General features: G+C 71.7%; 23 protein-coding genes. 16 read left to right on the top strand and 7 right to left on the bottom strand.

The annotated features are described in order from the left end of the window. Nucleotides 1-267: a DUF4235 domain-containing protein gene (locus ACGFZN_RS14900; RefSeq protein WP_393858834.1), complete on the top strand. Its 267-nt coding sequence runs from the start codon at nt 1-3 to the stop codon at nt 265-267. 42 nt (nt 268-309) lie between these two features. On the opposite strand, the gene ACGFZN_RS14895 is transcribed toward ACGFZN_RS14900, so the two are convergent. Further along, complete coding sequence (locus ACGFZN_RS14895) at nt 310-1290, bottom strand: SMP-30/gluconolactonase/LRE family protein (RefSeq protein ID WP_393858833.1); 981 nt, start codon at nt 1288-1290, stop codon at nt 310-312. Between the two features lie 143 nt (nt 1291-1433). Between ACGFZN_RS14895 and ACGFZN_RS14890 the strand changes: the two genes are divergently transcribed. Continuing rightward, entirely contained in the window at nt 1434-1874 is a 441-nt protein-coding gene (locus ACGFZN_RS14890; protein ID WP_393858995.1) for a MarR family winged helix-turn-helix transcriptional regulator, read from the top strand. Here the strand turns inward: ACGFZN_RS14890 and ACGFZN_RS14885 are convergent. Next, a complete protein-coding gene (locus ACGFZN_RS14885) occupies nt 1837-3066 on the bottom strand; it encodes a serpin family protein (RefSeq protein WP_393858832.1) in 1230 nt (409 codons plus the stop codon). The two genes, ACGFZN_RS14890 and ACGFZN_RS14885, sit on opposite strands and share 38 nt — an antisense overlap. 119 nt (nt 3067-3185) lie before the next feature. On the opposite strand from ACGFZN_RS14885, the gene ACGFZN_RS14880 reads away from it, so the two are divergent. From ACGFZN_RS14880 to ACGFZN_RS14855, 6 genes are all read left to right on the top strand, one after another. Continuing rightward, nucleotides 3186-4406, top strand: a complete 1221-nt coding sequence (locus ACGFZN_RS14880) for a DUF4190 domain-containing protein (RefSeq protein WP_393858831.1) — start codon at nt 3186-3188, stop codon at nt 4404-4406. A gap of 207 nt (nt 4407-4613) precedes the next feature. Further along, nucleotides 4614-5366: a GntR family transcriptional regulator gene (locus tag ACGFZN_RS14875; RefSeq protein ID WP_393858830.1), complete on the top strand. Its 753-nt coding sequence runs from the start codon at nt 4614-4616 to the stop codon at nt 5364-5366. A gap of 374 nt (nt 5367-5740) precedes the next feature. Further along, complete coding sequence (locus tag ACGFZN_RS14870) at nt 5741-5932, top strand: SPOR domain-containing protein (protein WP_393858829.1); 192 nt, start codon at nt 5741-5743, stop codon at nt 5930-5932. Between the two features lie 30 nt (nt 5933-5962). Next, on the top strand, nt 5963-6394 hold the full coding sequence (locus tag ACGFZN_RS14865; protein WP_393858828.1) for a (deoxy)nucleoside triphosphate pyrophosphohydrolase: 432 nt from the start codon (nt 5963-5965) through the stop codon (nt 6392-6394). Between the two features lie 141 nt (nt 6395-6535). Then, nucleotides 6536-6970 (top strand): ATP-binding protein, encoded by a 435-nt coding sequence (locus tag ACGFZN_RS14860; protein WP_393858827.1) that lies wholly within the window; start codon nt 6536-6538, stop codon nt 6968-6970. A 272-nt stretch (nt 6971-7242) separates the two neighbouring features. Then, the gene (locus ACGFZN_RS14855) at nt 7243-9828 is read left to right on the top strand and encodes a SpoIIE family protein phosphatase (RefSeq protein WP_393858826.1); all 2586 of its coding nucleotides are present in this window, start codon (nt 7243-7245) and stop codon (nt 9826-9828) included. 10 nt (nt 9829-9838) lie between these two features. Here ACGFZN_RS14855 and ACGFZN_RS14850 read toward each other — a convergent pair whose 3' ends face one another. Then, nucleotides 9839-11413, bottom strand: coding sequence for a hypothetical protein (locus ACGFZN_RS14850; protein WP_393858825.1), 1575 nt, complete (start codon nt 11411-11413; stop codon nt 9839-9841). Between the two features lie 63 nt (nt 11414-11476). On the opposite strand from ACGFZN_RS14850, the gene ACGFZN_RS14845 reads away from it, so the two are divergent. Both ACGFZN_RS14845 and ACGFZN_RS14840 read left to right on the top strand, forming a co-directional pair. After that, nucleotides 11477-12532 carry a hypothetical protein gene (locus ACGFZN_RS14845; RefSeq protein WP_393858824.1) on the top strand — a complete coding sequence of 352 codons (1056 nt, stop codon included), beginning with the start codon at nt 11477-11479 and terminating at the stop codon, nt 12530-12532. Nucleotides 12533-12553: 21 nt separating this feature from the next. Continuing rightward, complete coding sequence (locus tag ACGFZN_RS14840; protein ID WP_393858823.1) at nt 12554-12862, top strand: hypothetical protein; 309 nt, start codon at nt 12554-12556, stop codon at nt 12860-12862. Here the strand turns inward: ACGFZN_RS14840 and ACGFZN_RS14835 are convergent. Genes ACGFZN_RS14835 through ACGFZN_RS14820 form a run of 4 tightly spaced genes read right to left on the bottom strand, consistent with a single transcriptional unit; the run spans nt 12843 to nt 16732 of the window. Next, nucleotides 12843-13613 carry a succinate dehydrogenase/fumarate reductase iron-sulfur subunit gene (locus ACGFZN_RS14835; protein ID WP_393858822.1) on the bottom strand — a complete coding sequence of 257 codons (771 nt, stop codon included), beginning with the start codon at nt 13611-13613 and terminating at the stop codon, nt 12843-12845. The genes ACGFZN_RS14840 and ACGFZN_RS14835 overlap by 20 nt on opposite strands. After that, nucleotides 13610-15580 (bottom strand): fumarate reductase/succinate dehydrogenase flavoprotein subunit, encoded by a 1971-nt coding sequence (locus ACGFZN_RS14830; RefSeq protein WP_393858994.1) that lies wholly within the window; start codon nt 15578-15580, stop codon nt 13610-13612. Before ACGFZN_RS14830 ends, ACGFZN_RS14835 begins: the two co-directional genes overlap by 4 nt. Before the next feature lie 18 nt (nt 15581-15598). Then, complete coding sequence (locus ACGFZN_RS14825) at nt 15599-16420, bottom strand: hypothetical protein (protein ID WP_393858821.1); 822 nt, start codon at nt 16418-16420, stop codon at nt 15599-15601. 21 nt (nt 16421-16441) lie between these two features. Then, on the bottom strand, nt 16442-16732 hold the full coding sequence (locus ACGFZN_RS14820; protein ID WP_393858820.1) for a hypothetical protein: 291 nt from the start codon (nt 16730-16732) through the stop codon (nt 16442-16444). 314 nt (nt 16733-17046) lie between these two features. Here ACGFZN_RS14820 and ACGFZN_RS14815 point away from each other — a divergent pair, with 314 nt between their 5' ends. From ACGFZN_RS14815 to ACGFZN_RS14790, 6 genes are all read left to right on the top strand, one after another. Continuing rightward, on the top strand, nt 17047-19176 hold the full coding sequence (locus ACGFZN_RS14815; protein ID WP_393858819.1) for an ABC transporter family substrate-binding protein: 2130 nt from the start codon (nt 17047-17049) through the stop codon (nt 19174-19176). A 153-nt stretch (nt 19177-19329) separates the two neighbouring features. Then, nucleotides 19330-21246, top strand: a complete 1917-nt coding sequence (gene typA, locus ACGFZN_RS14810; RefSeq protein ID WP_393858818.1) for a translational GTPase TypA — start codon at nt 19330-19332, stop codon at nt 21244-21246. 543 nt (nt 21247-21789) lie between these two features. Then, nucleotides 21790-22824, top strand: coding sequence for an ABC transporter permease (locus tag ACGFZN_RS14805; RefSeq protein ID WP_393858817.1), 1035 nt, complete (start codon nt 21790-21792; stop codon nt 22822-22824). A gap of 56 nt (nt 22825-22880) precedes the next feature. Next, on the top strand, nt 22881-24689 hold the full coding sequence (locus ACGFZN_RS14800; protein WP_393858816.1) for an ABC transporter substrate-binding protein: 1809 nt from the start codon (nt 22881-22883) through the stop codon (nt 24687-24689). 87 nt (nt 24690-24776) lie between these two features. Next, on the top strand, nt 24777-25757 hold the full coding sequence (locus ACGFZN_RS14795) for an ABC transporter permease (protein ID WP_393858815.1): 981 nt from the start codon (nt 24777-24779) through the stop codon (nt 25755-25757). Nucleotides 25758-25767: 10 nt separating this feature from the next. Then, nucleotides 25768-26832, top strand: a complete 1065-nt coding sequence (locus ACGFZN_RS14790; protein WP_393858814.1) for an ABC transporter ATP-binding protein — start codon at nt 25768-25770, stop codon at nt 26830-26832. The last annotated feature ends 19 nt before the right edge of the window (nt 26833-26851 follow it).

Genomic DNA, 26851 nt, shown 5'->3' with positions numbered 1-26851 from the left:
GTGAAGGTCTCGAAGATCGCCTACAAGCCGGTCGGCCTCGCCCTGGGAGCCGTCAGCGGCATGCTCGCCGGTGCGGTGTTCAAGCAGGCGTGGAAGGCGCTCGGTCACGACGAGGACGCCCCTGACGCCACCGACGAGGACCGCACCTGGCGCGAGGTGCTGCTCGCCGCCACCCTGCAGGGCGCGATCTTCGCCGGGGTCAAGGCCGCCGTCGACCGCGTCGGCGCCACCGCGACCCGCGGCCTGACCGGCTCCTGGCCCGGCTGACGGCCGGCACCTCAGCAGCGCCGGCCGGCCCCGCAGCCCGGCTCACATCCCGGTCACCCGTGCCACCGTGAACGGCGGAGCCGGCGTTCCCGGTCCCATCGGGCCGCCCTTGTCGAACTGGGAGCGGACGACGAGGAGGCCGTGCGGGGTGTGGGCCAGGGTCGTGGGGATCTGGAGCGCGGGGTCGGTCAGGGTGCGGGTGAGGCGGGCCTCGGTGCCGTCGGGGTTCAGGCGCCAACGGGTCAGGGCGTCGGTCCTGTTGTGGGCGGCCCACAGGGTGCGGTGCGCCAGCTCCAGGCCGTCGCCGTTCACCAGGTCGCCGCCGTGCAGGGCGACTTGGCGCACGGATCCGTCGGTCACGTCGACCCGGTACAGGCCCCCGCCGGTCATGTCGACGACGAACAGCAGCCGTCCGGCCGGGTCGGCGACGATCCCGTTGAGGGTGTAGGCGGACGGCGCGTGCGGCGGTACCGCCCCGCTCAGGTCGAAGCGGGGGACCAGCGGCGCACGGCCGCCGCGGGCCACCTCGGCCGGGGTGATCCGGTAGATCACCGGCCGCACGCTGTCGGTGGCGTAGGCCGTGCCGTCCGCGGTGACCACGAGGTCGTTGAGGAAGCGCTGGTCGCTCGCCGGCACCTCGAAGCGGGCCAGCAGGGAGCGGTCGCGCAGGTCGCAGACGTCGATACCGGTGGTGTGGTCGATGACCCACAGGCGCCCCGCCCGGTCGGCCTTCAGCCCGTTGGCCGTCGTACGGCCGTCCGCACCGGCTGGCAGGAAGACCTCGGCGGCGCGGCTGCCGGCGGCGGCCCGGTAGATCGCGCCGGTCGTGAAGGAGCCGACGTACGCGTCGCCCGTGCGCGGATCGAGGGCGATGCCCTCGGGATAGGCCCGGTCGTCGGGGAGGGTGAAGGCGGTCGAGATCCGGGGCCGGGCGGTGGCCGCGGCCGCCGCGGGTGCGGCGAGGGCCACGGCGGTGGCCGCGGCGCCGGTCAGGAAGGTACGGCGGTGGATCGAACGGGACACGACAGGTGCCTCTCGATTCGGCTGCTCACTCATGGACGTGCACCAAGCTAGATTAGAGTTCTAATCCTTGCCAGTGGATTAATCGAAGACAGGACTCATAGATGCCAGGGTCACCGAGGCATTAACCTGGCCCGGTGACCTCCATGCCCGCGTCCGAGCGCCTCGGCTCCCACCTCAAGCGGGCCGAGCAGGCCCTCAACGCCACCAAGACAGCGGTCCTCAAGCCCGCGGGCCTGACCGTCGCCCAGTACGCCGCGCTGCTCCACCTCTCCGACAACCCGGGCATCTCCGCGGCCGCCCTGGCCCGGCTGTGCGGAGTCACCCCGCCCACCATGAACACCGTCCTGAAGAACCTCCAGGACCGCGATCTGATCACCCGCAGCCCGCACGAGTGGCACAGGAACGTCCTGGAGACGCGGCTCACGGACGAGGGGCGCGCCGTCCTGGCCGAGGCCGACACGGCCGCCGTACGGGTCGAACGGGCCCTCGCCGCGGAGTTCACCGACGCCGAGCGCGACGCCCTGGCCGGGCTGCTGGCCCGCTGCGTCAGAATCCTGGAGGAACAGCGCCCGGGAAGCTCGTGACGGGCTCCGGCGCCGGATCCGTCACCCAGCCGGCCACCAGCACCAGCCGCGACTCCCGGTCGACGGCGAGGAAGCCGAAGGGACGGTCGAAGACGGCGCGCACGACCGTGGTCTCGTAGCGGTACCGCGGCGGGGCACTGCCGTACGTCTGCGCGGCCCCCGTCACCGCCGCCGCCCGGAAGCCCAGCGCGCCGAACTGCGCCACCGCCGACTGGCGGGCCTGGCCCACGGACAGCGGCTCGCCGGCGATCCCGGGGAAGTGGCCGCGGCCGGCGTCCATGGCCGCCGACAGGCCGAACAGCCCTGCCAGGGCCAGCAGATCGTGGTCGGCGCGCACCTCGAACGCCACCGTCCGCACGTCCAGCGTCAGCGGCTGCGGGGCGACCGCGGGTTCCCGCTCGACGTGCAGGCCCGGCCCCACGTGCCCGTACGGCAGCGAGCCGCCCCCGGTGACCGGCAGCGTCCGCTCGACGATCCCCACGCCGGCCGCGAGCACCTGGCCGGGCGTCATGTGCTCCTCGCCGAGCACCAGATGGACGTCGACGCCGTCGTCGCCGGGCACCGTCAGGGCCGTGACGAAACCGTCCGGCGTCTCCGCCACGCCCACCCGGTCGGGGCGCGGGCCGCGCCGGTGCAGCCCGCGCAGCGCACGGCCCTGCCAGGGACCGCCGTCCGGCCTGAGCGGCAGCTCGGTGAACGGCTGCCGCCAGCTCGTGCGCAGCGCGAGGGCGCAGGCCAGCACCATCCGCGTGTCCCGGGCCGGCGTCACCGGCATGCGCTCGACCAGCCCGCCGGTCCGCTCGGCCGCCCAGGCGTCCAGCCGCTCCTGCGCGGTGACGGGGTCGTCCCCGAACACGCCGTACGTCCCGGCCGGCAGCCCGGCCCGCCACTCCTCGCGCAGGGCGACCCCCTGGTGCGTCCACAGTCCGAGCGCCGCGTCCAGACCCGGCACCGACGCGAGCGCCGCCAGCAACTCCCGTGCGCCGGCGGCCACCTGACCGGCGGGCACCCCCACGGCCTCGGCCAGCTCCGCCCGCGCCGGGTCCGCCGCGCCGTCGCCCAGGAAGGCCAGCAGGGGCCAGACCCCGGCCGCCGAGAAGACGGTGCCGCCCGGCGCGGCCGACGCCCATCGCCTCGTGAGCCCGTTCACCGCCCCGACGACCGTCTCGCCCACCCGGTCCCCGGTCAGCATGCCCACCCTCATTCCGCCCCCGTTCGTGCCCCGCTTACCATGCGCCCAGTCGTACGACAGCCCGGCCACCGGCCGTTCACCCGGTCCGTGCCGCCGCCCTCGTCAGGAGCACGCTACCGGTGTCCATACCCCCGCCTCCCGGCCCCCACCAGCCACAAGGGCCGTATCAGCCGTCCCCGCCGTACCCGCAGGGGCCGTTCGCCCCGCCGCCGTACGGCGCGGGACAGGGCGGGCCGTCGTACGGCGGGCAGCCCGGCGGGCCGTGGGGTGCGCCGCCGTACCAGCCGTGGGCGCAGGGCTACACCCCCTTCAACCGGCCGGCGCCCGTCAACGGGCTCGCGATCGCCTCCCTGGTGCTCGGCGTCCTGTGCTGCCTGCCGGGGGTGGGGCTGGTGCTCGGGCTGGTCGCGCTGCGGCAGATCCGCCGGCGCGGCGAGCGCGGCACCGGGCTGGCCGTCGGCGGCGCGGTGCTGTCCGGCATCGGACTGCTGCTGTGGGTGCTGTTCTTCGTCAGCGGCGGCGCGTCGGAGTTCTGGCAGGGGTTCAAGGAGGGCGCACGCGACCGCTCGAGCATCTCGCTGGTCAAGGGCGAGTGCTTCAACGCGCCCGGAGGCGCGCTCGACGGCGAGACGGACGGCGTCGACAAGGTGCCCTGCGCCCGCGCGCACGACGGCGAGGTGTTCGCGTCCTTCCGGCTCGCCGGCCGGGGTTACCCCGGCGAGGAGAAGGTCGCCGGCCTGGCCGACGAGCGCTGCTGGAGCCTGCGGGACGGCTACGCGATGGACGGCTGGGCGGTGCCCGGCGACGTCGACGTGTACTACCTGACCCCGAGCGGGGGCAGCTGGGCCGCCGGGGACCGCGAGGTCACCTGCGCGTTCGGCAGCACCGAGGAGGGCGGCCGGCTGACCGGCTCGCTGCGCAACGACGAGACGGTCCTCGACGCCGACCAGGTGGCCTACCTGAAGGCGGCGCACGTCCTCAACGCCGCGCTGGAGACCGCCCCCGGCACCGAGGACGGGGGCGACGAGCTGCCCGGCCGCAAGCAGTGGGCGGGCCGGGTCGCGGCGGCCCTCGGCGAACAGGCCCGGATGCTGCGGGCGCACCACTGGCCGGCCCGTGCCCGGCGGCAGGTCGCCGACCTGGCCGCCGACCTCGACACGGCGCGGGCCCAGTGGGCGAAGGCGGCGCGGGCCGAGGACGCGGACGCGTTCCAGGACCGGTACGCCACCGCCCTCGGCCTGATCGATCCGGGCCGCGGGGTCGCCGTGCGCAGGGCCCTGGGCCTGGCGACGGTCCCGCCCGGCGGTGACGACGGAGCCGGCACGAGCGTCCAGGTGTGAACGCGCCCTCCGGAGCGCATCGATAGGTGCGGGGGCGGGTTCGCGGCTCGGCGGAAGCGGGCCTGCGGCCCCGTGCCGTCACTACGTGCCATCGCCCCCTGTCATCCCCCGTGTCATCACATCGAGTGATTCTCTGGCCTTTGCTTGCACGGTACAACCCACGGTTGCCAGTCTGTTGCTGTCTGTACAACCTGATGGGAGCGGCCAGTGACTTTCGGTGAGCAGCCGGCGTACCTGCGTGTCGCGGGTGATCTCCGCAAGAAGATCGTCGACGGTTTGCTGCCGCCCCACACCCGCCTGCCCTCACAGGCCCGCATCCGCGAGGAGTACGGCGTCTCGGACACGGTCGCGCTGGAGGCCCGCAAGGTGCTGATGGCCGAGGGCCTGGTCGAGGGCCGTTCCGGCTCCGGGACGTACGTCCGGGAGCGGCCGGTGCCCCGCCGGATCTCCCGCTCCGGCTACCGCCCGTCCGGCGGCGCCACGCCCTTCCGGCAGGAGCAGGCCGACGCCTCGGCGCGCGGCACCTGGGAGTCCAGCAGCGAGCAGACCGAGGCCGGCGCCGCCATCGCCGAGCGGCTCGGCATCAAGGCGGGCGACCGGGTCATGCGCACCAAGTACCTGTTCCGGGAGGCCGGGGAGCCGATGATGCTCTCCACCTCGTGGGAGCCGCTCGCCGTCACCGGCCGCACCCCGGTGATGCTCCCGGAAGAGGGGCCGCTCGGCGGCATGGGCGTGGTCGAGCGTATGCGGGCCATCGACGTCATCGTGGACAACGTCACCGAGGAGGTCGGCGCCCGCCCCGGCCTCGCCGAGGAACTGCACCTCCTCGGCGGCGTCCCCGGCCATGTCGTCCTGGTCGTCCACCGCACGTACTACGCCTCCGGCCGCCCGGTGGAGACGGCGGACGTGGTGATCCCCGCGGACCGGTACCAGGTGGCCTACCACCTGCCGGTCAGATGAGCGCCTGCCCCGCCCCGCCCGTCCCCTGCGCGCCCCCTGAGTGAGGTAGCGCACACCCTTGTACGCCTCACGGGTGAGCGCAGCGGTCCCGCACCCCCGGCCGGACGGGAACGGCCGCTGGGATTCGGCCGTTTTCCCAGGTGACCAGGGGTCACAAAGGATGCGCCCGCGCATCGTCGCCGCGGCGCTCACGACGGCGCGTTCACTTCTGTGCGCCCCCTGCGTTCTGGCTGGTTGCATATTTGTGAAAAGGCGTGTTCGCTGCGTAAAGGTTGGGCGTACGCTCGGGCATATGCGTATTGCGGTTTCCTTAGGCCGGGCTCGAGGAAGCGGGTGGGGCGGTGCGAGAGGGAGCGACTCGGGTGGTGGGGACCATGGGTGAGGGGACGGTCTCCCTGCCCTGGATCGTGATACGGCAGGACGACAGCGGCAATCGCTACCGCGTCGGCCGGTACGCGACGCGCGCCGAGGCCCAGAAGATCGCCGACAGCCTCGACGACCGGGGGCACAAGCAGATCTACTGGGTCGAGCGCATCGGCCAGAACGGGGACGGCGTCCGCAACTGACCCCGTGCGCCCTCCCGTAGGCTCCGCCCCATGACCTCCGAGACACCCGGCACACCGACGACGGACCGGACCGTGGTGGTGGGAGCCGCCCTGCTCGACGGCGGCCGGCTGCTCGCCGCGCGCCGCAGCGCCCCCGCCGATCTGGCCGGACGCTGGGAACTGCCCGGCGGCAAGGTCGAACCGGGCGAGCGGCCCGAGCGCGCCCTCGTGCGCGAACTGCGCGAGGAACTCGGCGTCGACGCCGAACCGGTCGAGCGCGTGCCCGGCGAATGGCCGCTGCGCGCGCCGTACGTCCTGCGGGTGTGGACCGCCCGCCTGCGCCCCGGCTCACCCGCGCCGAAACCCCTCCAGGATCACGACGAACTGCGCTGGCTGACCCCGGACCGGCTCTGGGAGGTCGACTGGCTCGACCAGGACGTCCCGGCGGTCGAGGCGGTGGCCGGCCGGTGGGACGCAGGGTGAAGACCGTCATCTCGTGGAGTTCCCGAGCGCCCGCTGCCCCCTCGGAGCGCTGCCTACGCCGTTCGTGCCACTGTGCGCCCGCCCGTACGGTACTGCCCCCGGGATATCGGGTATGTGCCCATTAACCCCACGAAACCGGACATGGGTGGGGGCTCGCTGGCCTGGGAAGTGATCGGCGTGATCGACACCGATGGCGACTGCGCCGAGTGGACGTTTCCCGCGGAACCGGGCGCCGTGCGCACCGCCCGGGCCGCGGTCCGCGGCAAGTTGCACGGCTGGGACCTCGACTGCCTCGCCGACCTCGCCGCGTTGCTGGTCAGCGAGCTGGTCACCAACTCGCTGCGGCACGCCACCGGTCCCATCGGCGTCCGCCTCGTACGGCCCGTGCGCAGCGGCGACGCACTGCGGGTGGAGGTCTCCGACCCGCTGCCCGATCCGCCGCGCGAGCGGGTCGCCCACGACGGGGACGAGAGCGGGCGCGGTCTGCAACTGGTCGCCGGCTCCTCGCTCCGCTGGGGCACCCGGCCCGGCGCGAGCGGAAAGACCGTCTGGTTCGAACTGGCGGTGCCGGGGTGAGCCGGAAGCACCAGGGGAGCACGGGGGTGTACGGCCGGCGGCGGGCGGACCGGCGTGCGCTCCGCGCACGCGGCCGGGTCCGGAGTGCGTGATTCATCGGCCTCTTCCTTGGTTAGAAGAGTGGAAGTGTTGTCACGGAGCGGTCCGAAAAACATCTGGACCGAGCTGTGATCGTGAACACCGTGTCGTGCGGCGCCGTAGTGCTGGATACTGCGGGCAGCCGCCTTTCGGTGTCCGGTGCCGGACGCGGTGAGCTGGAGGGGACGGTTCGCGTGAGCGAGATACCAGCGAGGGCCACGGAGTCCGAGGACCCGTCGGACGGCGCGACGCACCCGGCCGCCGAGGCGGCCGTGCCCGGCGACGCCATGTGGCAGAGCAGTCCGCCCGGTTCGATGTACGACTACATCAGGGTCGCGTCCTTCTCCATCGGCCCCGGCGGGCTCGTCGACCAGTGGAGCCTGCGCGCCGAGCAGCTCTTCGGCATCCCGGCCGCACGCGCCGTCGGCATGGACCCGATAGAGGCCTTCATCGACCCCGACCTGCGCGAGCGCGGCCAGCGCAAGATGGCCGAAATCCTCGACGGGCGGGAGTGGACCGGGGTCGTGCCCTTCCGGATGCCGGACAAGGCGGACGGCACACGCGGGGAGGAGGGCCTGGCGGAGGTCTACGTCATGCCCACCCGGACCGCCGAGGGCGAGAAGGCCGCCGTGTGCATCGTCGTGGACGTCCGCACGCTGCGCCGGATAGAGACCGATCTCGCCGCCTCACAGGCCATTTTCGGCCAGTCGCCGTTCGGATTCCTGCTGATCGACCCCGATCTGAGGGTCCGCCGGGCCAACGAGCGGTTCGCCTCCATCTTCGGCGGGACCCCGGACGACCACCGGGGCAAGGGAGTTCACGACTATCTGCCGCGCGGCGAGGCCGAGCGCGTCGCCGCCACCCTGCGCCGGGTGCTGGAGACCGGCCAGTCCATCACCGACATGCACGTCACGGGGTACGTGCCCGGCTCCGAGGAACGCCGGCACTGGTCCGTCAACCTCTACCGGGTACACAGCGGCAGCGGCCGGCCCATCGGCATCGCCTGGCTCGGCACCGACATCACCGCCCGCCGGGCCGCCGCCCGCGAGGCCGCCAACGCCCGCCGCAACCTCGCCCTGCTCAACGAGGCCGGCGCCCGCATAGGGAACTCCCTCGACCTGGAGACCACGGCCCGCGAACTCCTCGACGTCGTCGTCCCCGGCTTCTGCGACCTCGCCACCGTCGACCTCTACCAGGGCCTGCTCACCGGCGACGAGACCCCGCCCGGCCTCGCCGACGGCAGCGCCGAACTGCGCCGGGTCGCCTTCGCCAGCGCCGTGTCGGACGCGCCGTTCAGCGGCTCCGGGGAACCCGTCGCGGTCGGCGCCGTCCACCACTTCCCCTTCAACTCGCCCTGCGCGGACGCCCTGCGCACCGCCCGGCCCCAGGCCGTGCCGCCCGAGGACGGCGGGCTGGTGCAGTCCACGCTGGCCGTGCCGATGGTCGCCCACGACACCGTCGTCGGGCTCGCCCAGTTCTCCCGCACCAAGGGCAGCGAGCCCTTCGGCGACCGGGACCGGGACCTGGCGGTGGAACTGGCCGCGCGCGCCGCGGTCTGCATCGACAACGCCCGCCTGTACCGCCGGGAGCACGAACGGGCGCTGATCCTGCAGCGCTCCCTGCTGCCGCCGGGCGACCCCGAGGCCTCCGGACTCGACATCGCCTGCCGCTATCTGCCGGGCAACGCGGCCACGGAGGTGGGCGGCGACTGGTTCGACGTCATCGAACTGCCCGGCCACCGCACGGCGTTGGTCGTGGGCGACGTCATGGGGCGCGGCCTGCGCGCCGCCGTCGCGATGGGCGAACTGCGCACCGCCGTACGGACGCTGGCGCTGCTGGACCTCGAACCCGCCGAGGTGCTCTCCGCGCTGGACGAGATCGCGCGGGGGCTGGGCACGCCCGGCGGGGTGCAGCAGGCGACGCGCACCGCCCGGCAGCCCAGGGACGCCGACCTCTCCGAGGTCTACCTCGCGACCTGCGTGTACGCCGTCTACGACTCCGTGACCAGACGCTGTACGTTCGCCAACGCCGGCCATCTGCCGCCGGTGCTGGTCGAGCCCGGGGAACCGGCCCTGATGCTGGACGTGCCGCCCGGCATGCCGCTCGGGGTGGGCGGCGAGCCCTTCGAGGAGGTCGAGGTCGAGCTGCCGGAGGGCGCGCTGCTGGCCCTCTACACCGACGGCCTGGTCGAGTCCCGCGACCATCCGCTGGACGAGGGCCTGCAGGCGTTCGTCGGCGCGCTCACGGACCCGACCCGTCCGCTGGAGGACGTCTGCGACCACGTCCTGAGCACCCTCGACACCCACCACGGCGAGGACGACATCGCGCTGCTGATGGCCCGGGTGCAGGGGCTGCCCGCCGAGTCCGTCGGGGACTGGACGCTGCCGCGCGAGCCGCGCAGCGTGGGCCGGGCGCGCGAGTACGCCCGTGGGCAGTTGCTGAGCTGGGATCTGGAGCCGCTGGTCGACACCACGGAGCTGCTGGTCAGCGAGCTGGTGACCAACGCGCTGCGGTACGGCGAGGGGGAGATACGGCTCCGGCTGCTGCTGGACCGGACGCTGGTGTGCGAGGTGTGGGACAGCGGTCTGGTGCAGCCGCGCCGGCGGCGGGCCCGGGACACCGACGAAGGGGGCCGGGGGCTGCAGCTGGTGGGGCTGCTCAGTGCGGCATGGGGGTCCCGGCGGACCCCGCGCGGCAAGACGGTGTGGTTCGAGCTGCCGCTGCCCGGCGCGGAGGCGGGACTCACCGACCCGGCGGAGGCCCTGCTCAGCCTGTTCTGACCGGCGCGGCTCACGCCGGTGGCCGCAGCCGGTGGCGGCCCCTCGTCTCCGGCCCGCCGAAACTCGCCGGCGGTCCGCCGTCCGGGTCCTCGGCCAGCAGGATCCCGCCCACGATCGCGGCGGCCAGGCCGGGCGAGTCGCCGTCGGCGCTCGTGCGCGGGTTGCCGTGCGCCCGTACGTCGCGTTCGGCCAGGTCGCGGGCCTCGCGGGCCAGCGCGTCCGCCCGGCCGGCGCGGCCCGCGCCGAGTTCCCGCACCGCCTCCGCCAGGCGGACCCGGGCCTCCGGGCCGACCACGCCCCGGTGCACCGTGACGAAGTCCTCCGCACCGGCGACACCGACGCGCGCCACCAGCAGCGCGGCCGCGGCCGGGGCGCCGGTGCGGCCCGTGCCCAGCCGTTCCACCGCCCGCGCGATCCGGCGCAGGGCGTCCAGCGGGTCGTACGGGCCCGCCGTCAGCTCGCGGCGCACCGACGCCAGCACGGCGTCCGCGTGGGCCAGCCGGGCGTGCAGCTCACCGCTGGTCAGCGACCCTTGTACGGCCCCTTTCCGGGCCACCGCGATCTCCGCCTCCGCACCGGTCAGCGCGGCCGGCACCAGCTCCGCCGCCTCCCGCAGCCGTGCCGCGAGCCGTTCCACCCCCGTCACCAGCACGTCGGCCTGCGCCACCGCGCCCTCGGCGGCCCGCAGCTGCCCGGCGGCCTGCCGGCCCTCGCCCGTGTCGGCCGCCCGGCGGGCCTCGCCCAGCCGCGTGGTGGCGAACACCAGCCGGTCCTTGGCCTGTTCCAGATACCCGGTGACGGGCTCGGCCGCCGCCGGCGTGCAGCGGTCGCGCAGGCCGCCGAGGGCGTCCCCGGCGGTCACCGTCCGCCCGGCCAGCTCCCGGAACCGTCCCTCGGCCGTCTCCAGCGCCCCGGCCAGCCCCGGTCCCCGAAGCTCCCGCAGCCCGTCCAGCGCGGGGACGGCCGCGTCCAGCAGGCGTCCCGCCTCCGCGCACCGGCCGACCACGCCGGCCACCGCCTGCCGCCGGGCCTCGGCGTCCTCGGGCGTCCCCTGCTCGTAGCGCCGCCAGATCGCGCACGCCGCCGCCAGCTCGGTCTCGGCGGCCCGCAGGGCGCGCACCGGGGGCTCGGTGTCCGGCTCCGCGAACCGCGCCTGGACGAAGGAGAGTTCCTCCCGGCTGGTGCGGACCCAGTCGTCGGCCAGGACCAGCGCGGCGCGGGCCTGCCGCTCGAACTCGGCGGGGGAGGGCGCGGGCGGGGCGGGGGAGACGGTGCGGGGGGTCGTCCGGGTGCGGGCACGGCGGGTGCGGCGCAGATACCCGTATCCGGCCAGGGACACGGCGGCGACCGCCGCGATCAAGGGCAGCGTGTAGTCGGCGGTGGACGTCCCGCCGTCCCGCTGCGCGGCGGCGCCCGCGGCGGTCCCGGCGGGCGCCACGGGAACCGGATCCCGCGCACCGGCCGTCATCACCGGCAACACCAGCCACCCCACCCCGGCCACGACCCCCAGCACGGCGTGCGCCACCCGCACCCGTATGTGCGCCTTGGCGCGCCGGGGCCGGCCCCGGATCAGGGAGGACGTCACATTTCGGAGCGTATGGGCAGGCAGGCGGCTCCGCGAGCGGGGCGGACACGGGCGGGGGACGGGATGAGCACAGAGCCGGAAGCGGACACCGCGAGCGGTGCGCGCCGCAGACGCACCTGGCTGCGCGCACTGCGGCGCACCGCCCTCGCCCTCGTCCTCCTCCTGCTCCTTCCCACCCTCGCCGCGGAGACCGCCCTGCGCGTCGACTACAGCGGCACCCCCGGCCGCGGCACGCACACCCGCGGCCGCGACGCCCTCTGGCTCGGGCACGCCTGGATCGACGGCCGCAAGACCGACGCCGACGTCACCGCCCTCGCCCGCCGTCTGCGGCACACCGGCATCCGCGACCTGTACGTCCACGCGGGCCCCCTGGAACACGACGGGACCCTTCCCGAGTCGGCCTACCCGAGGGCGCGTTGGCTCATCGGGGCCCTGCACCGCGAGGCGCCGGGCATCCGCGTGCAGGCCTGGCTCGGCGACGAGGTGGCCCCCGAGAAGCCGTACGCCATGCACCTGGAGCGCCCGGCGACCCGCGCGGCCGTCGTCGAGTCCACCCGGCGGATCCTGGCCGCCGGCTTCCAGGGCGCCCACTTCGACCTGGAGCCCCTGCACTCCGGCGACCGGAACTACCTCGCCCTCCTGGACGCCCTGCACCGCGTCACCGGCGCCCGCCACGCCGTGCTCTCCGTCGCCGCCCACCAGATCGATCCGCTGCCGGCGTTCCACTCCGTCTGGGGCGCCGTCACCGGACACCCCAAGTGGTGGTCGCAGCGGTACTTCGGCCAGGTCGCGCGCCGGGTCGACCAGATCGCGGTGATGTCGTACGACACCATGCAGCCGTCGCAGAGCCTGTACGGCGGCTATGTCGCCCAGCAGACCGCGCTGGCCCTGGAGGTCACCCCGGACTCCACCGACCTGCTCATGGGCCTGCCCTTCTACCACGAGAACCGCATCGGCCACCGGGCCGCCGCCGAGACCGTCCCGGCCGCCGTGCGCGGCGTCCGGCTCGGTCTGTCCCGCACCGACGCCGGCCGGGCCCGGTTCGGTGTGGCCCTCTACGTCGACTTCGCCGCCACCGAGGCGGACTGGCGGGCGTACGAGGAGGGCTGGGTCCGCTGAGACGGCCGTAGCATGACCGGCATGCACATCTTCCTGGTGGTGGCGGCCGTGCTCGCCGTGGCGTTCATGGTGGTGCTCGGCGTCCTGGCCGTCACCGGGGTGTGGCTGCCGCCGGTGGCCCGCCGCCGGGTGCTGCGGCAACGGCTGTGGGGGTACGGGGCGCTGGCGAACGCGGCCGGGCTGGGCCTGTTCATGTTCCTCGGGCCCCTCGCCGACGCGGGCCTGGGGTTCCTGCCTGCCCTCGGCTGGTGCCTGTGGGCAGGAGGAATGGCGGTCCAGCTCCTCGCCCAGCGCCCCGGCCGGCCCGCTCCTACGAAGACCGCCTCCTGATCTTCGAGCCCAGCCACACCAGCGGGTCGTACTTGCGGTCCACCGCGCGCTCCTTCAGCGGGATCAGGGCGTTGTCGGTGATCTTGATGCCCTCGGGGCAGACCTCGGTGCAGCACTTGGTGATGTTGCAGTAGCCGAGTCCGTGCTCGTCCTGGGCGGTGCGCTTGCGGTCCAGGCCGGTCTCGGCGGCCGCGTCCAGCGGGTGCATGTCGAGTTCGGCGATGCGCATCAGATAGCGCGGGCCCGCGAACGCCGTCTTGTTCTCCTCGTGGTCGCGGACGACATGGCAGGTGTTCTGGCACAGGTAGCACTCGATGCACTTGCGGAACTCCTGCGAGCGGTCCACGTCCTCCTGCATCATCCGGTACTCGCCGGGACCGAGGCCGGGCGGCGGCACGAACGCCGGGACCTCCCTGGCCTTCCGGTAGTTGAAGCCGACGTCGGTGACCAGGTCGCGGACCACCGGGAAGGCGCGCAGCGGGGTGACCGTGATCGTCTCGGCCCGGTCGAAGACCGACATGCGGGTCATGCACATCAGCCGCGGCCGGCCGTTGATCTCCGCCGAGCACGAACCGCACTTGCCGGCCTTGCAGTTCCAGCGCACGGCCAGGTCCGGCGCCTGGGTGGCCTGCAGGCGGTGGATGATGTCCAGGACCACCTCGCCGTCGTTGACCTCGACGGTGAAGTCCTCCAGGCCGCCGCCCTCGGCGTCGCCCCGCCACACCTTGAAGCGGGCCTCGTAGCTGCTCACTCGTACAGCTCCTCTTCGGCGAGGTACTTGACCAGCTCCTCCTTCTCGAAGAGGGCGAGCAGGTCCGGGCGGATGGGGTCGGTGGTCTCACGGGTGAGGCGGATCTGACCGCGCGCGGGATCGGCCGCCGCCAGCCCGCCGGTCGGGTCGGCGAGGGTGCACAGCAGGTTCACGTTGCGCCAGGCGCGGTCCATCCCGGGGTGGTCCTCGCGGGTGTGGCCGCCGCGCGACTCGGTGCGTTCCAGGGCGGCGCGGGCCACGCACTCGCTGACCAGCAGCATGTTCCTGAGGTCCAGGGCCAGGTGCCAGCCGGGGTTGAACTGGCGGTGGCCCTCCACCCCGGCCCGGCGGGCCCGCACCCGCAGCTCGGCGAGCCTGTGCAGGGCCTGCTCCATCTCGCTCTCGCGGCGGATGATGCCGACCAGGTCGTTCATGGTCTGCTGGAGTTCCTGGTGCAGGGCGTACGGGTTCTCCGGCGGCCCCGTCTCGCCCTCGGTCTCGGCGGAGAAGGGGCGCAGGGCCTCCGCCGCCGCCGTGTTGACCTGGGCCTCCTCCACCGGCGGGCGCTGGTACGCCAGCCCCTGCGCGTACTCGGCCGCGTGCCGGCCCGCGCGGCGCCCGAAGACCAGCAGGTCGGACAGGGAGTTGCCGCCGAGCCGGTTGGAGCCGTGCATCCCGCCGGCCACCTCACCGGCCGCGAACAGCCCCGGCACCCCGCGGGCCGCCGCGGTGTCGGAGTCGACCGCGATGCCGCCCATCACGTAGTGACAGGTCGGCCCGACCTCCATCGACTCCGCGGTGATGTCGACGTCCGCCAGCTCCTTGAACTGGTGGTACATCGACGGCAGCCGGCGCCGGATCACCTCGGCCGGCATCCGGGTCGACACGTCCAGGAAGACCCCGCCGTGCGGCGAGCCCCGGCCCGCCTTCACCTCGGCGTTGATGGCGCGCGCCACCTCGTCGCGGGGGAGCAGCTCCGGCGGGCGCCGGTTGTGGTCCGGGTCCTCGTACCACCGGTCGGCCTCCTCCTCCGACTCGGCGTACTTCTCCTTGAAGACGTCCGGGATGTAGTCGAACATGAACCGCTTGCCCTCGGAGTTCCTGAGGACACCGCCGTCGCCGCGCACCGACTCGGTGACCAGGATGCCCTTCACCGACGGCGGCCAGACCATGCCGGTCGGATGGAACTGCACGAACTCCATGTTCAGCAGCGGCGCGCCGGCGAGCAGGGCGAGGGCGTGCCCGTCTCCCGTGTACTCCCAGGAGTTCGACGTCACCTTGAAGGACTTGCCGATGCCGCCGGTGGCGACGACCACGGCCGGGGCCTCCAGGACGAAGAAACGGCCGGTCTCGCGCTCGTAGGCGAAGACCCCGGAGACCCTCCCCCAGCCTTCGGCCGGGGGGACCCCCATCTCGCTTCGCTCGCCGTCCTTGAGGATCCGGGTGACCGTGCACTCCTGGAAGACCTTCAGCCGGGACTCGTAGTCGCCGGTCTCCTTGAAGTCCTCCTGCTGCAGGGCGACGATCTTCTGCTGGAGGGTGCGGATCAGCTCCAGGCCCGTGCGGTCGCCGACATGGGCGAGGCGCGGGTACTCGTGGCCGCCGAAGTTGCGCTGCGAGATACGGCCGTCCTTCGTGCGGTCGAACAGCGCGCCCCAGGTCTCCAGCTCCCACACCCGGTCCGGGGCCTCCTTGGCGTGCAGCTCGGCCATCCGCCACTGGTTGAGGAACTTGCCGCCGCGCATGGTGTCGCGGAAGTGCACCTGCCAGTTGTCGTGCTCGTTGGCGTTGGCCATGGCCGCGGCGATGCCGCCCTCGGCCATCACGGTGTGCGCCTTGCCGAACAGGGACTTGCAGATCACCGCCGTGCGGGCGCCCCGCTCGCGCGCCTCGATCGCGGCCCGCAGCCCGGCGCCGCCGGCACCGACCACGACGACGTCCCACTCCTGCCGGTCCACCACGGACATCAGACGGTTCACCTGTTCCTAGAAGAAGCGCGGGTCGGCGAAGACCCCGGACGCGAGGAGATAGACGTAGAAGTCGGCGAGCGCCACGCTGAGCAGCGAGGCCCAGGCCAGCTGCATGTGGCGGGCGTTGAGCCTGCCCACGAACTGCCACGCCCTGTAGCGCACGGGGTGCCTGGAGAAGTGCTTGAGCTTGCCGCCGACGATGTGCCGGCAGGAGTGGCAGGAGATGGTGTAGGCCCAGATCAGGGCGATGTTGACCAGGAAGACCAGGGTGCCGAGGCCCATGTGGCCCCAGCGCTCGTGCGGGTCGCGGAAGGACAGCACGGTGTCGTACGTCAGCACGCACGCGACCAGGATCGCCGCGTAGAAGAAGTACCGGTGGACGTTCTGCAGGATCAGCGGGAAGCGGGTCTCCCCGGTGTACTTCCTGTGCGGCTCGGCCACCGCGCAGGCCGGCGGGGACGCCCAGAAGCTGCGGTAGTACGCCTTGCGGTAGTAGTAGCAGGTGAGGCGGAAGCCCAGCGGGAAGATCAGGATGATGATCGCCGGGGAGATCGCCCACCAGCCGCCGAAGAGATCGGCGTTCGGGCCCGCGGGCATGCTCTTGCAGTTCTGCGCCAGACAGGGCGAGTAGAACGGCGAGACGTACGGCGCCGAGTAGTAGTGGGCGTTCGCGAAGGCCCGCCAGGTCGAGTAGACGACGAAGGCCAGCAGACCGGCCGCGGTGACGGCGGGCGCCAGCCACCAGCGGTCGGTCCGCAGGTGCGGGGCGGTGATCGCGGCGCGCGCACCGGTCCGTACGCCGCCGCTGTTCTGTTGGGGTTCCGTACCAGTGGCCAAGGCAGGCTCCGGTCTTCGGGATCAGGGGGCGTGGCGGTCGCGGGCGCCCAGACCCTCGTCGTCCGTGTCCGTCCACAGGCTCAGGTCGTAGGGCGTGTCGGAGATGGTGACGAGGTCGGGGCGGCGGGGCGCGTCCGGCGCGGCGGCCGCCTCGCGCAGCAGTGCCACGCTCTCCCGCAGATGGTCGGCGTCCAGCCGGACCCGGCGCATCTCCAGGCCGCCGCTGCCGAGCTGGTGCTCCAGGCGCCCCAGCGACCGGTACAGGTCGTCGAGAGAGCGCTGGACCGAGGTGATGTCGTCGTGCACGGACATGGTTGCCCTCACTTCCGCGGGTCCGGCGGGCCCTGAGCGGCGACGTTCATGCGCCTTGGAGTGTTGCGCGTCACACCTGCCCATGTGAAGGCGTGTGCAGCGATTGGCGGAGGCGTGCGGTTGCATCACCGGTGGCGTTGCGCCACACGGGTGAGGCTGCCGCCCGTCGTCGCCGTGTCTCCCGCGCCGGCCGGATCCTTTCCTCTTCAGTGGGCCGCATAGATCTGATCAGCTCCATATACCGCCAAAGGTGATCAGCTCCATATTCCGACAAATGTGAGCATAAAGCCCGCGGCTTCCCGGAGGTAGCAGAGATGTCCCACGACGGAGTCGGACCGCGCGCCGTCAGGCGATCGGTCGCCTTCCTGACCGCGGGCGCGCTCGCGGTGCCGTTCCTCGCCGGGTGCGGCTCCGACGAGAAGGTCAGCAAGCCCCTGGCCGGGCAGGACATCGCTCCGGCGGCCCGCGACCTGGTCGCCGACGGCGGGACTCTGAAGTGGGCCGTCGACGCCGTTCCCGCGACGCTGAACACCTTCCAGGCGGACGCCGACGCCGGCACCACCCGGGTCGCCCAGGCCGTCCTGCCCTCGATGTTCCGCCTGGACCCGAACGGCCGGCCGGTGCCCGACCCCGCCTACCTGGAGTCGGCCAAGGTCATCGAGACCGAGCCGCGCCAGGTCGTGCTGTACAAGCTGAACCAGCAGGCCGTCTGGAGCGACGGCCGGGAGATCGGCGCCGCCGACTTCGTCGCCCAGTGGCGCGCCCTGTCCGGCAGGAACAGCGCGTTCTGGACGGCCCGCAACGCCGGGTACGACCGCATCGAGAAGATCGAACGCGGCGCCAACGACCTCCAGGTCCGGGTCACCTTCTCGCGCCCCTACGCCGACTGGAAGTCGCTGTTCTCCCCGCTGTACCCGAAGCAGGTCATGGGCAGCCCGAGCGCCTTCAACGACGGCGCCCGCCGCAAGCTGCAGATCACCGCCGGGCCCTTCACGGTGGAGAACGTCGACACCGCCAAGAAGGACGTCGTCCTCACCCGCAACCCGCGCTGGTGGGGCAAGCGCGCCAAGCTGGCCCACATCGTGCTGCACGCCGTACCCCGCGACCAGCGGGCCGCCGCGCTCGCCGACGGCAGCGTCGACATCGCCGACGTCGAACCCGGCGACGCCAGGCGGATCGGCCTCGCCGCCCACGGCGCCCCGAACCCGGTGCAGGGCTCCGGCAAGACCTCCGTGAAGAAGCTGCGCTCCTGGGCGCTGGCGCACGGCCTCGACGAGGAGGCCGAGGCCGGCCGGAAGAAGCTGCGCAAGGACATCGCCCGGTATCTGGACGAACAGCAGGCGCTGCACGACGTCGAGGTCCGCAGGTCGCTGGAGCCCGCCTACACCCAGCTCGCCCTGAACGGCTCCCAGGGCCCCCTCGCCGACGAACGCGTCCGCAGGGCCGTCGCCCGCGCCCTGGACCGCAAGGAGCTGGCCAGCCTGGTGCTCACCCCGCTCGGGCTGCCCGCCGTCCCGGTCGGCAGCCACCTCGCCCTGTCCGGGCAGCCCGCCTACGCCGACAACAGCGGCGCGCTCGGCGGCCAGGACACCAAGGAGGCCCAGGCGCTGCTCACGGACGCCGGCTGGGTGCCGGGCGGCCCCGTCAAGCAGACGGACACGGCACAGGAGCAGCAGAAGAAGAAGGGCCAGAGCGCCGCAGGGCCCGAGCGCGACAAGAACAGCGGTGACACCGACGAGGGGGACGGAAAGAACCGCGGGCGCGGGGACGAGGGCGACCGGCATCTGGCGCAGGAGGGCCGGCACGGCGGCGCCCAGGGAGCGTACGCCCCCCAGGGCACGGCCGCGCCCGCCGCCGTAGCCAAGCCGCTCGCCAAGGACGGCAAGCCGCTGCTGCTGCGCTTCGTGCTCCCCACGGGCCCCGGCTCCGAGACGCTGAACGCGGTCGCGGCGAAGATCTCCGCCATGCTGGAGCGGATCGGCATCCGCACGACGATCACCAAGGTGCCGGACGCGAGCTTCTTCAAGGACCACGTCGCCTCCGGCGACTACGACCTGGCGCTGTACTCCTGGCCGTCCTCGGCGTTCCCCGCGACGGACGACCGCCCGGTGTACGCCAAGCCGGCGCCGGCGGCCGACGGCTCGGTGAACGTCGAGCAGAACTACACCCGGGTCGGCACCGACCAGGTCGACCAGCTCTTCGACGAGGCCGCGGCCACGCTGGACGAGGACGAGGAGGTGTCGCTGATCCGCAAGGCGGACTCCCGGATCTGGGCGGCGGCCGGCTCCATCCCGCTCTACCAGCGGCCGCAGCTGGTGGCGGTGCGGAAGAACCTGGTCAACGCCGGGGCCTTCGGATTCCAGACCCCGGTCTACGAGGACATGGGCTATCTGAAGAAGGGCGCGAAGCAGGGCGCGAAGACCACGGCCAGCCCCGCCGGATGACCTTCGCGGGGCCGTGGTCGTCCGGCCCGGCGGAGCCGACCGTCGCGCGGCCACGTACCATGGGGTGAGGCCGTGGCGTGTCAAGCCCGGCAGGGCCCGCGTAACGCACACGTACGCGCAGGCTTTCCTCACACCCCGGGAGTTCGCCGCACTATGGCTGTGTCCATGACACGTCACGACATCCGCAACGTCGCCATCGTCGCCCACGTCGACCACGGCAAGACCACCATCGTCGACGGCATGCTGAAGCAGGCCGGCGCGTTCGCCGCCCACCAGCTCGACCAGGTCGACGACCGGGTCATGGACTCGAACGACCTGGAGCGTGAGAAGGGCATCACGATCCTCGCCAAGAACACGGCGGTCAAGTACCACCCGAAGGACGGCGGGGACCCGGTCACCATCAACATCATCGACACCCCCGGCCACGCCGACTTCGGCGGCGAGGTCGAGCGCGGTCTGTCGATGGTCGACGGCGTCGTGCTGCTGGTGGACGCCTCCGAGGGCCCGCTGCCCCAGACCCGCTTCGTGCTGCGCAAGGCGCTGCAGGCCCGGCTGCCCGTCATCCTGTGCATCAACAAGACGGACCGCCCGGACGCCCGGATCGACGAGGTCGTCAACGAGACCTACGACCTCTTCCTGGACCTGGACGCGGACGAGGACCAGATCGAGTTCCCGATCGTCTACGCCTGCGGCCGCGACGGCGTCGCCTCGCTGACCAAGCCGGACAACGGCACGGTCCCCGCCGACTCCGACAGCCTGGAGCCGTTCTTCTCCACGATCCTGGAGCACATCCCCGCGCCGACGTACGAGGAGGACGCGCCGCTCCAGGCCCACGTCACCAACCTCGACGCCGACAACTTCCTCGGCCGTATCGCGCTGCTCCGCGTCGAGCAGGGCGAGCTGCGCAAGGGCCAGACGGTGGCCTGGATCAAGCGCGACGGCTCCGTGCAGAACGTGCGGATCTCCGAGCTGATGATGACCGAGGCGCTCACCCGCAAGCCGGCGGAGAAGGCCGGCCCCGGTGACATCTGCGCCGTCGCCGGCATCCCGGACATCATGATCGGCGAGACCCTGGCCGACCCGGAGAACCCGATTCCGCTGCCGCTGATCACGGTGGACGAGCCGGCGATCTCCATGGTGATCGGCACCAACACCTCGCCGCTGGTCGGCCGGGGCGCCACCGGCAAGGGCGCCGACAACAAGGCGGCCGTCAAGGACCGCAAGGTCACCGCCCGCCAGGTCAAGGACCGCCTGGACCGCGAGCTGATCGGCAACGTCTCGCTCCGCGTCCTGGACACCGAGCGCCCGGACGCCTGGGAGGTGCAGGGCCGCGGTGAGCTGGCGCTCGCCATCCTGGTGGAGACCATGCGCCGGGAGGGCTACGAGCTGACGGTCGGCAAGCCGCAGGTCGTCACCAAGGAGGTCGACGGCAAGGTCTACGAGCCGGTCGAGCGCATGACGATCGACGTGCCCGAGGAGCACATGGGCGCGGTCACGCAGCTCATGGGCGTCCGCAAGGGCCGCATGGACAACATGTCCAACCACGGCTCCGGCTGGGTGCGCATGGAGTTCGTGGTGCCCTCGCGCGGTCTGATCGGCTTCCGCACCGAGTTCCTGACGCAGACCCGCGGCACCGGCATCGCGCACTCCATCCACGAGGGCCACGAGCCCTGGTTCGGCCCGCTGCAGACCCGTAACAACGGCTCGCTGGTCGCCGACCGCTCCGGCGCCGTCACCGCGTTCGCGATGACGAACCTTCAGGAGCGCGGCGTGCTCTTCGTGGAGCCGGGCACCGAGGTGTACGAGGGCATGATCGTCGGCGAGAACTCCCGCTCCGACGACATGGACGTCAACATCACCAAGGAGAAGAAGCTCACCAACATGCGGTCCTCCACGGCCGATGTGACCGAGTCGATCGTGCCGCCGCGCAAGCTCTCCCTGGAGCAGTCGCTGGAGTTCTGCCGCGACGACGAGTGCGTCGAGGTGACCCCGGAGGCCGTTCGCATCCGCAAGGTCGTGCTCGACCAGCGCGAGCGGGCCCGCGCCGCGAGCCGCGCCAAGCACAGCTGATCAGCCGGCTGCCGAGCCCGGGTGTCCCCAGGATGGGGGCGCCCGGGCTTTTTGCAACCCGTTTTCGTGGTGCGTATGTCCGACATGCGGAGATCGCTGACCGATAGCCATGTAACAAGTCCGTTTCGCGCCTTCTTCGCTCGAACAGTTTGTCCAGATTTTGGAAGGTCTAGCAGTCAGCTGTGACTGAATTGAGATCTACGGGCAGTGGTCGGTGGTGGACCCATGGCAGATAGTTAGCCGCGTAGCGCTCGGGTCAATGGGTCTCGCGCTGTGGGGACAGCGCACGACTCACGAGCACCAGGGGGTGTCTGACCCTCCGTCAGGGGTGTCGGAGGGAAGACGGAAACCCTCTCCGTTCGGTGAACACGTGAAGTCATGAGGAGGAACCCCCATGCGCGGCGTCACACACACCAGGTGGGTCGGTCCGTCCATTCCAGCGGTGTGACTCGGCTGTAGAACTACGCGCGTCCCCCTGCGGTTTCGCGCGTACTCGGCATACCCGGGCACCACTCACACCCATACCTGTGAAACGGACGAACCGTGACAAGTCCTATCGACATTGAGGGCGGCGGGACTTCGGTCGTCGTCGACGGCGAACCAGGGCCGGAGGCGAAGGGCGAACCCGTCAAGCTCGAGGGCCGGTCTCCCGGCCAGCTGATGTGGCTGCGCTTCAAGCGCGACCGCACGGGCGTGATCTCGGCCTACGTCGTGGGCTTCTTCTTCCTGATCGCACTGCTCGCCCCGCTGATCGCCAAGCTGTACGGGAAGAACCCCTACACGGTGTACGCGGACGAACGCCCGGAACTCTTCGACAGCGCGGGCGTTCCGGTGCAGCCCAACGGCGGTATCAGCAGCGATTTCTGGTTCGGCCTCGAACCCGGCAACGGCTACGACGTCTTCACCAAGCTGATCTACGGCATCCGCACCTCGCTGATGATCTCGGTAGCGGTCACCATCGCGGTCGTGGTGACCGGCATCCTGCTCGGTGTCGCCGCCGGCTATCTCGGCGGCAAGGCCGACTACTTCATCGGCCGCGTCATCGACTTCCTGCTCGCCTTCCCGGCGCAGCTGTTCTTCATCGCCAGCATGCCGGTCGTGGTGTCGCTGTTCGTCAGTCCCCGCGACGAGACACCCACCTACGTCCGCGTGGTGGCCCTGATCCTCGTCCAGTGGTTCCTGGGCTGGATGGGCCTCGCCCGGATCCTGCGCGGCACCGCACTCGCCCTGCGGGAGCGGGAGTTCATCGAGGCGGCCAAGGTCAGCGGGGCCTCGCCGTGGCGGATCATCCGCAAGGAGATCCTGCCGAACATCGTCACCCCGCTGCTGGTGCAGGCGACGTACATGCTGCCCAACTTCGTGACGGCCGAGGCCGGTCTGTCCTACCTGGGCGTCGGCATCGTCGAACCGACGCCGGACTGGGGGCAGATGTTCTCCAAGGCGTCCACCGAACTGGTGATGCAGAACGACATCACCTACATGTTCTTCCCCGGCGTATCGATGATCATCTTCGTCGTCGCGTTCAACCTGCTCGGGGACTCGGTCAGGGACGCCTTCGATCCCAAGACCGCGCGCTGACCGCAGTACGTCAACCGCACGGAACGTCAGTTTCAAGGATGGGTGGGAATTTCGTGATGAGTAGGGGCGGACGCCACGTCTACAGCGCGCTCTCCGTGCTCGCCGCCGGAGCCCTCGTGCTCACCGGTTGCAGCAAGGGCGGCAGCGACAGCGGCACCAACGACAAGAAGGACCAGCAGGACGCCAAGCGGCAGCAGGCGTCGATCAAGTTCGGCGGGGCCGCGGACTCCACCGGCCCCGCGGCCCCCGTGCCCGGCGCCAAGCCCGGCGGCACCATGGAGGTGCTGCAGCGTGACTCCTACGCGCACCTCGACCCGGCCCAGATCTACGTCTCCGACGAGGGCTCCCTCGCGACGCTGATCCACAGAGGCCTCACGGGCTACAAGACCACGAGCAACGACGGCCACCAGCACGAGGTGGTCGGCGACCTCGCCACCGACTCCGGCACCACCACCGACGGCGGCAAGACCTGGAAGTACACGCTGAAGGACGGCATCAAGTTCCAGGACGGCAGCCCGATCACCTCCAAGGACATCCGCTGGAGCGTCGAGCGGCTCTTCGCGCCGTTCATCAACCAGGGCCCGACCTACCTGCAGCAGTGGCTCGCCGACACGCCCGGCGCCACCTACCGCAAGCTCCTGCCGGACGGCCCGTACAAGGGCAAGCACCTGCCCGACTCCGTCCTGTCGACCCCGGACGACAAGACCATCGTCTTCCACTTCAAGAAGCCGCACCCCGACCTGCCCTACGCGCTGGCCATGGCCGGCTACGCGGTCGTCTCCCAGAAGGGCGACACCAAGGAGCGGTACGACAAGAACCCGGTGGTGACCGGCCCGTACAAGATCCAGTCGTTCAAGTCCGGCAAGTCGATGGTGCTGGTCAAGAACCCGAACTGGGACCCGAAGACGGACCCGATCCGCCACCAGTACGTGGACCAGTTCAACATCACGTTCAACCAGCAGTTCGAGACGTCCACCAAGTCCCTGCTCGCCGACAGCGGCGCCGACCAGACCGGCGTCAGCTTCAACAACCAGGTCGACGCGGGCAACCTCTCCCAGGTGCTGCGCGACCCGAAGATGAAGTCGCGCACGGTCGCCGGCTACCAGCCGTACGTCGGCCAGATGAACATCAACATGAGCCACCCGGCCATGAAGGACAAGACGGTCCGCGAGGCCATCGCCTACGCGCTGCCGGTCACCCCGTTCGTGCGCGCCTACGGCGGCACCGACGCCATGGAGGTCGCGGGCGGCCTGCTCTCCCCGACCGTCTCCGGCTACAACGCCTCCTTCGACCCGTGGGGCAAGAAGAAGAACCCCGGCGGTGACCCGGCCAAGGCCAAGGCGCTGCTGAAGAAGGCCGGCAAGCTCAACATGAAGCTGACCTTCGGCTACATCAACACGCCCGAGGGCCAGCAGTACTCCACGGCCATGGCGGCGGGCCTGAAGAAGGCCGGCTTCAACGTCCAGCGCCAGGAGATCCCGGCCGAGACCTACTACGACCAGGTCTCCAAGCTGAACAACAACTACGACATCTTCCACACCGCGTGGGGCGCCGACTGGCCGTCCGCCTCGACCGTGCTCCCGCCGCTGTACGACGGCCGCGTGATCGCCGACGGCGCGCAGAACTACTCGCAGGTCAACGACCCGAAGATCAACAGCGAGATCGACCGGATCAACACGATCACCGACCCGGTCAAGGCCGCGGCCGCGTGGGAGAAGCTCGACGAGTACATCGTGAAGGACGTCGTCAACGTCGTCCCCACCGCGTACTACAAGCAGGTCCAGATCGCCGGCTCCAAGGTCGGCGGCCTCGTCTACGACGACGTGATCGGCGGCATCGACCCGCGTCGCCTCTACATCAAGTAACCGTCCCCCGCCGGTACCCGGCGCGCCCCCACGGCGGGGGCGCGCCGGGTACCGCCCAGGCCGCCGACGTCTGAGAGCTGCCCCGACATGCTGCGCTTCCTCGTCCGCCGGATCATCGGTGCCATCGTCATCCTGTTCCTGCTGAGCATCGTCACGTTCGTGCTGTTCTTCGGGGTGCCCCGGGACCCCGCGCTGATGATGTGCGGCAAGACCTGCAACCCGGACGCCATCGCGAACATCCACCATGTGCTCGGCCTGGACAAGCCCATCACCGAGCAGTACTGGATCTTCCTGCACAACCTCGTCATGGGCAGCAGCCAGTTCGCCCAGGGCCCGTGCCCCGCCCCCTGCTTCGGGTACTCGTACCACACCAACGAGGCGGTCTGGGGCACCCTGATGGACCGCCTGCCCACCACCGTCTCGCTCACCCTGGGCGCGTGCGTCTGCTTCCTGCTCGTCGGGCTCGGCACCGGGCTGCTCGCCGCCTGGCGGCGCGGCACGCTGATCGACAAGACGGCCACCGCCGGCGCCATGGTGGTCAGCTCGCTGCAGATCTACTTCCTCGGCCCGCTGGCCCTGGCGATCCTCGTCTACCAGACCCACTGGTTCGACAAGCCCGCCTACAACGAGTTCACCCAGGACCCCGTCACCTGGTTCACCGGCCTGATCATCCCCTGGGTGGTCCTCTCCACGATCTTCGCCGCGCAGTACACCCGTATGGCGCGGTCCTCGATGATCGAACAGCTCCAGGAGGAACACGTCCGCACCGCCCGGGCCAAGGGCATGTCCCGCGCCTACGTCTTCTTCCGCTACGCCTGGCGCGGCTCGCTGATCCCGATCGTCACCATCTTCGGCATCGACCTCGGCTCGCTGTTCGGCGGCGCCATCATCACCGAGTACACCTTCTCCCTGCCCGGCCTCGGCAACCTCGCCGTCCAGTCCGTCTTCTTCAGCGACCTGCCGCTGCTGCTCGGTGTGATGCTCTTCTCCGCCAGCATGATCCTGCTGTTCAACATCATCGTCGACGCCGCGTACGCCTTCATCGACCCGCGCGTGCGGCTGTCCTAGGAGCACTGTCGTGACCACTCTGACCAAGGAGGCCGGCGCTCCTGTTCCGGCCGGCGCAGCTCCCCTGCTCTCGGTGCGGGACCTGCACGTCAGCTTCAAGACCGAGGACGGCGTCGTACGGGCCGTGGACGGGCTCTCCTTCGACCTGGAGCGCGGCAGGACGCTCGGCATCGTGGGCGAGTCCGGCTCGGGCAAGTCGGTGACCAACCTGACCATCCTGGGCCTGCACAATCCCATGTTCACCACGGTCGAGGGGGAGATCCTCCTGGACGGCCAGGAGCTGACCACGGCGCGCGAGTCCGAACTGGAGAAGCTGCGCGGCAACAAGGTCGCCATGATCTTCCAGGACCCGCTCACCGCGCTCTCCCCGTACTACACGGTGGGCCGGCAGATCGCCGAGCCGTTCATGAAGCACACCGGCGCCTCGAAGAAGGCGGCCTGGGACCGGGCCGTGGAGATGCTCGGCAAGGTCGGCATCCCCAACCCCAGGGAGCGGGCGAAGGACTACCCGCACCAGTTCTCCGGCGGCATGCGCCAGCGCGCGATGATCGCCATGGCGCTGGTCTGCGACCCCGACCTGCTGATCGCCGACGAGCCCACCACCGCCCTCGACGTGACGGTCCAGGCGCAGATCCTCGATCTGCTCAAGGACCTGCAGCAGGAGTTCGGATCCGGCATCGTCTTCATCACCCACGACCTGGGGGTGATCGCCGACATGGCCGACGACATCATGGTGATGTACGCGGGCGGCGCGGTGGAGCGCGGCACGGTCGACGAGGTGCTCAGGTCCCCGCGCCACCCCTACACCTGGGGCCTGCTGAACTCGATGCCGCGCCTCGACTCCGACCTCGGCGCCCCGCTCGCCCCGATCCCCGGCACCCCGCCGTCGCTGCTGACCCCGCCGTCCGGCTGCCGCTTCCACCCCCGCTGCGGCTATCCCGAGCGGGTCGAGGGCGAGGGCCGCTGTGTGCGCGAGCGTCCGCTGCTGGCGCCGGACCGGGCCTCCGCGTGCCATCTCACGGAGGAGCAGAAGCGGACCATCTTCATCGAAGAGATCAAGCCCCGGCTGGGCTAGGAGGACACGGTCATGGCAG

It is taken from the genome of Streptomyces sp. NPDC048192, from assembly GCF_043202415.1.
Taxonomy (GTDB): domain Bacteria; phylum Actinomycetota; class Actinomycetes; order Streptomycetales; family Streptomycetaceae; genus Streptomyces.
This window is presented reverse-complemented; position numbering and strand designations above follow the sequence as displayed.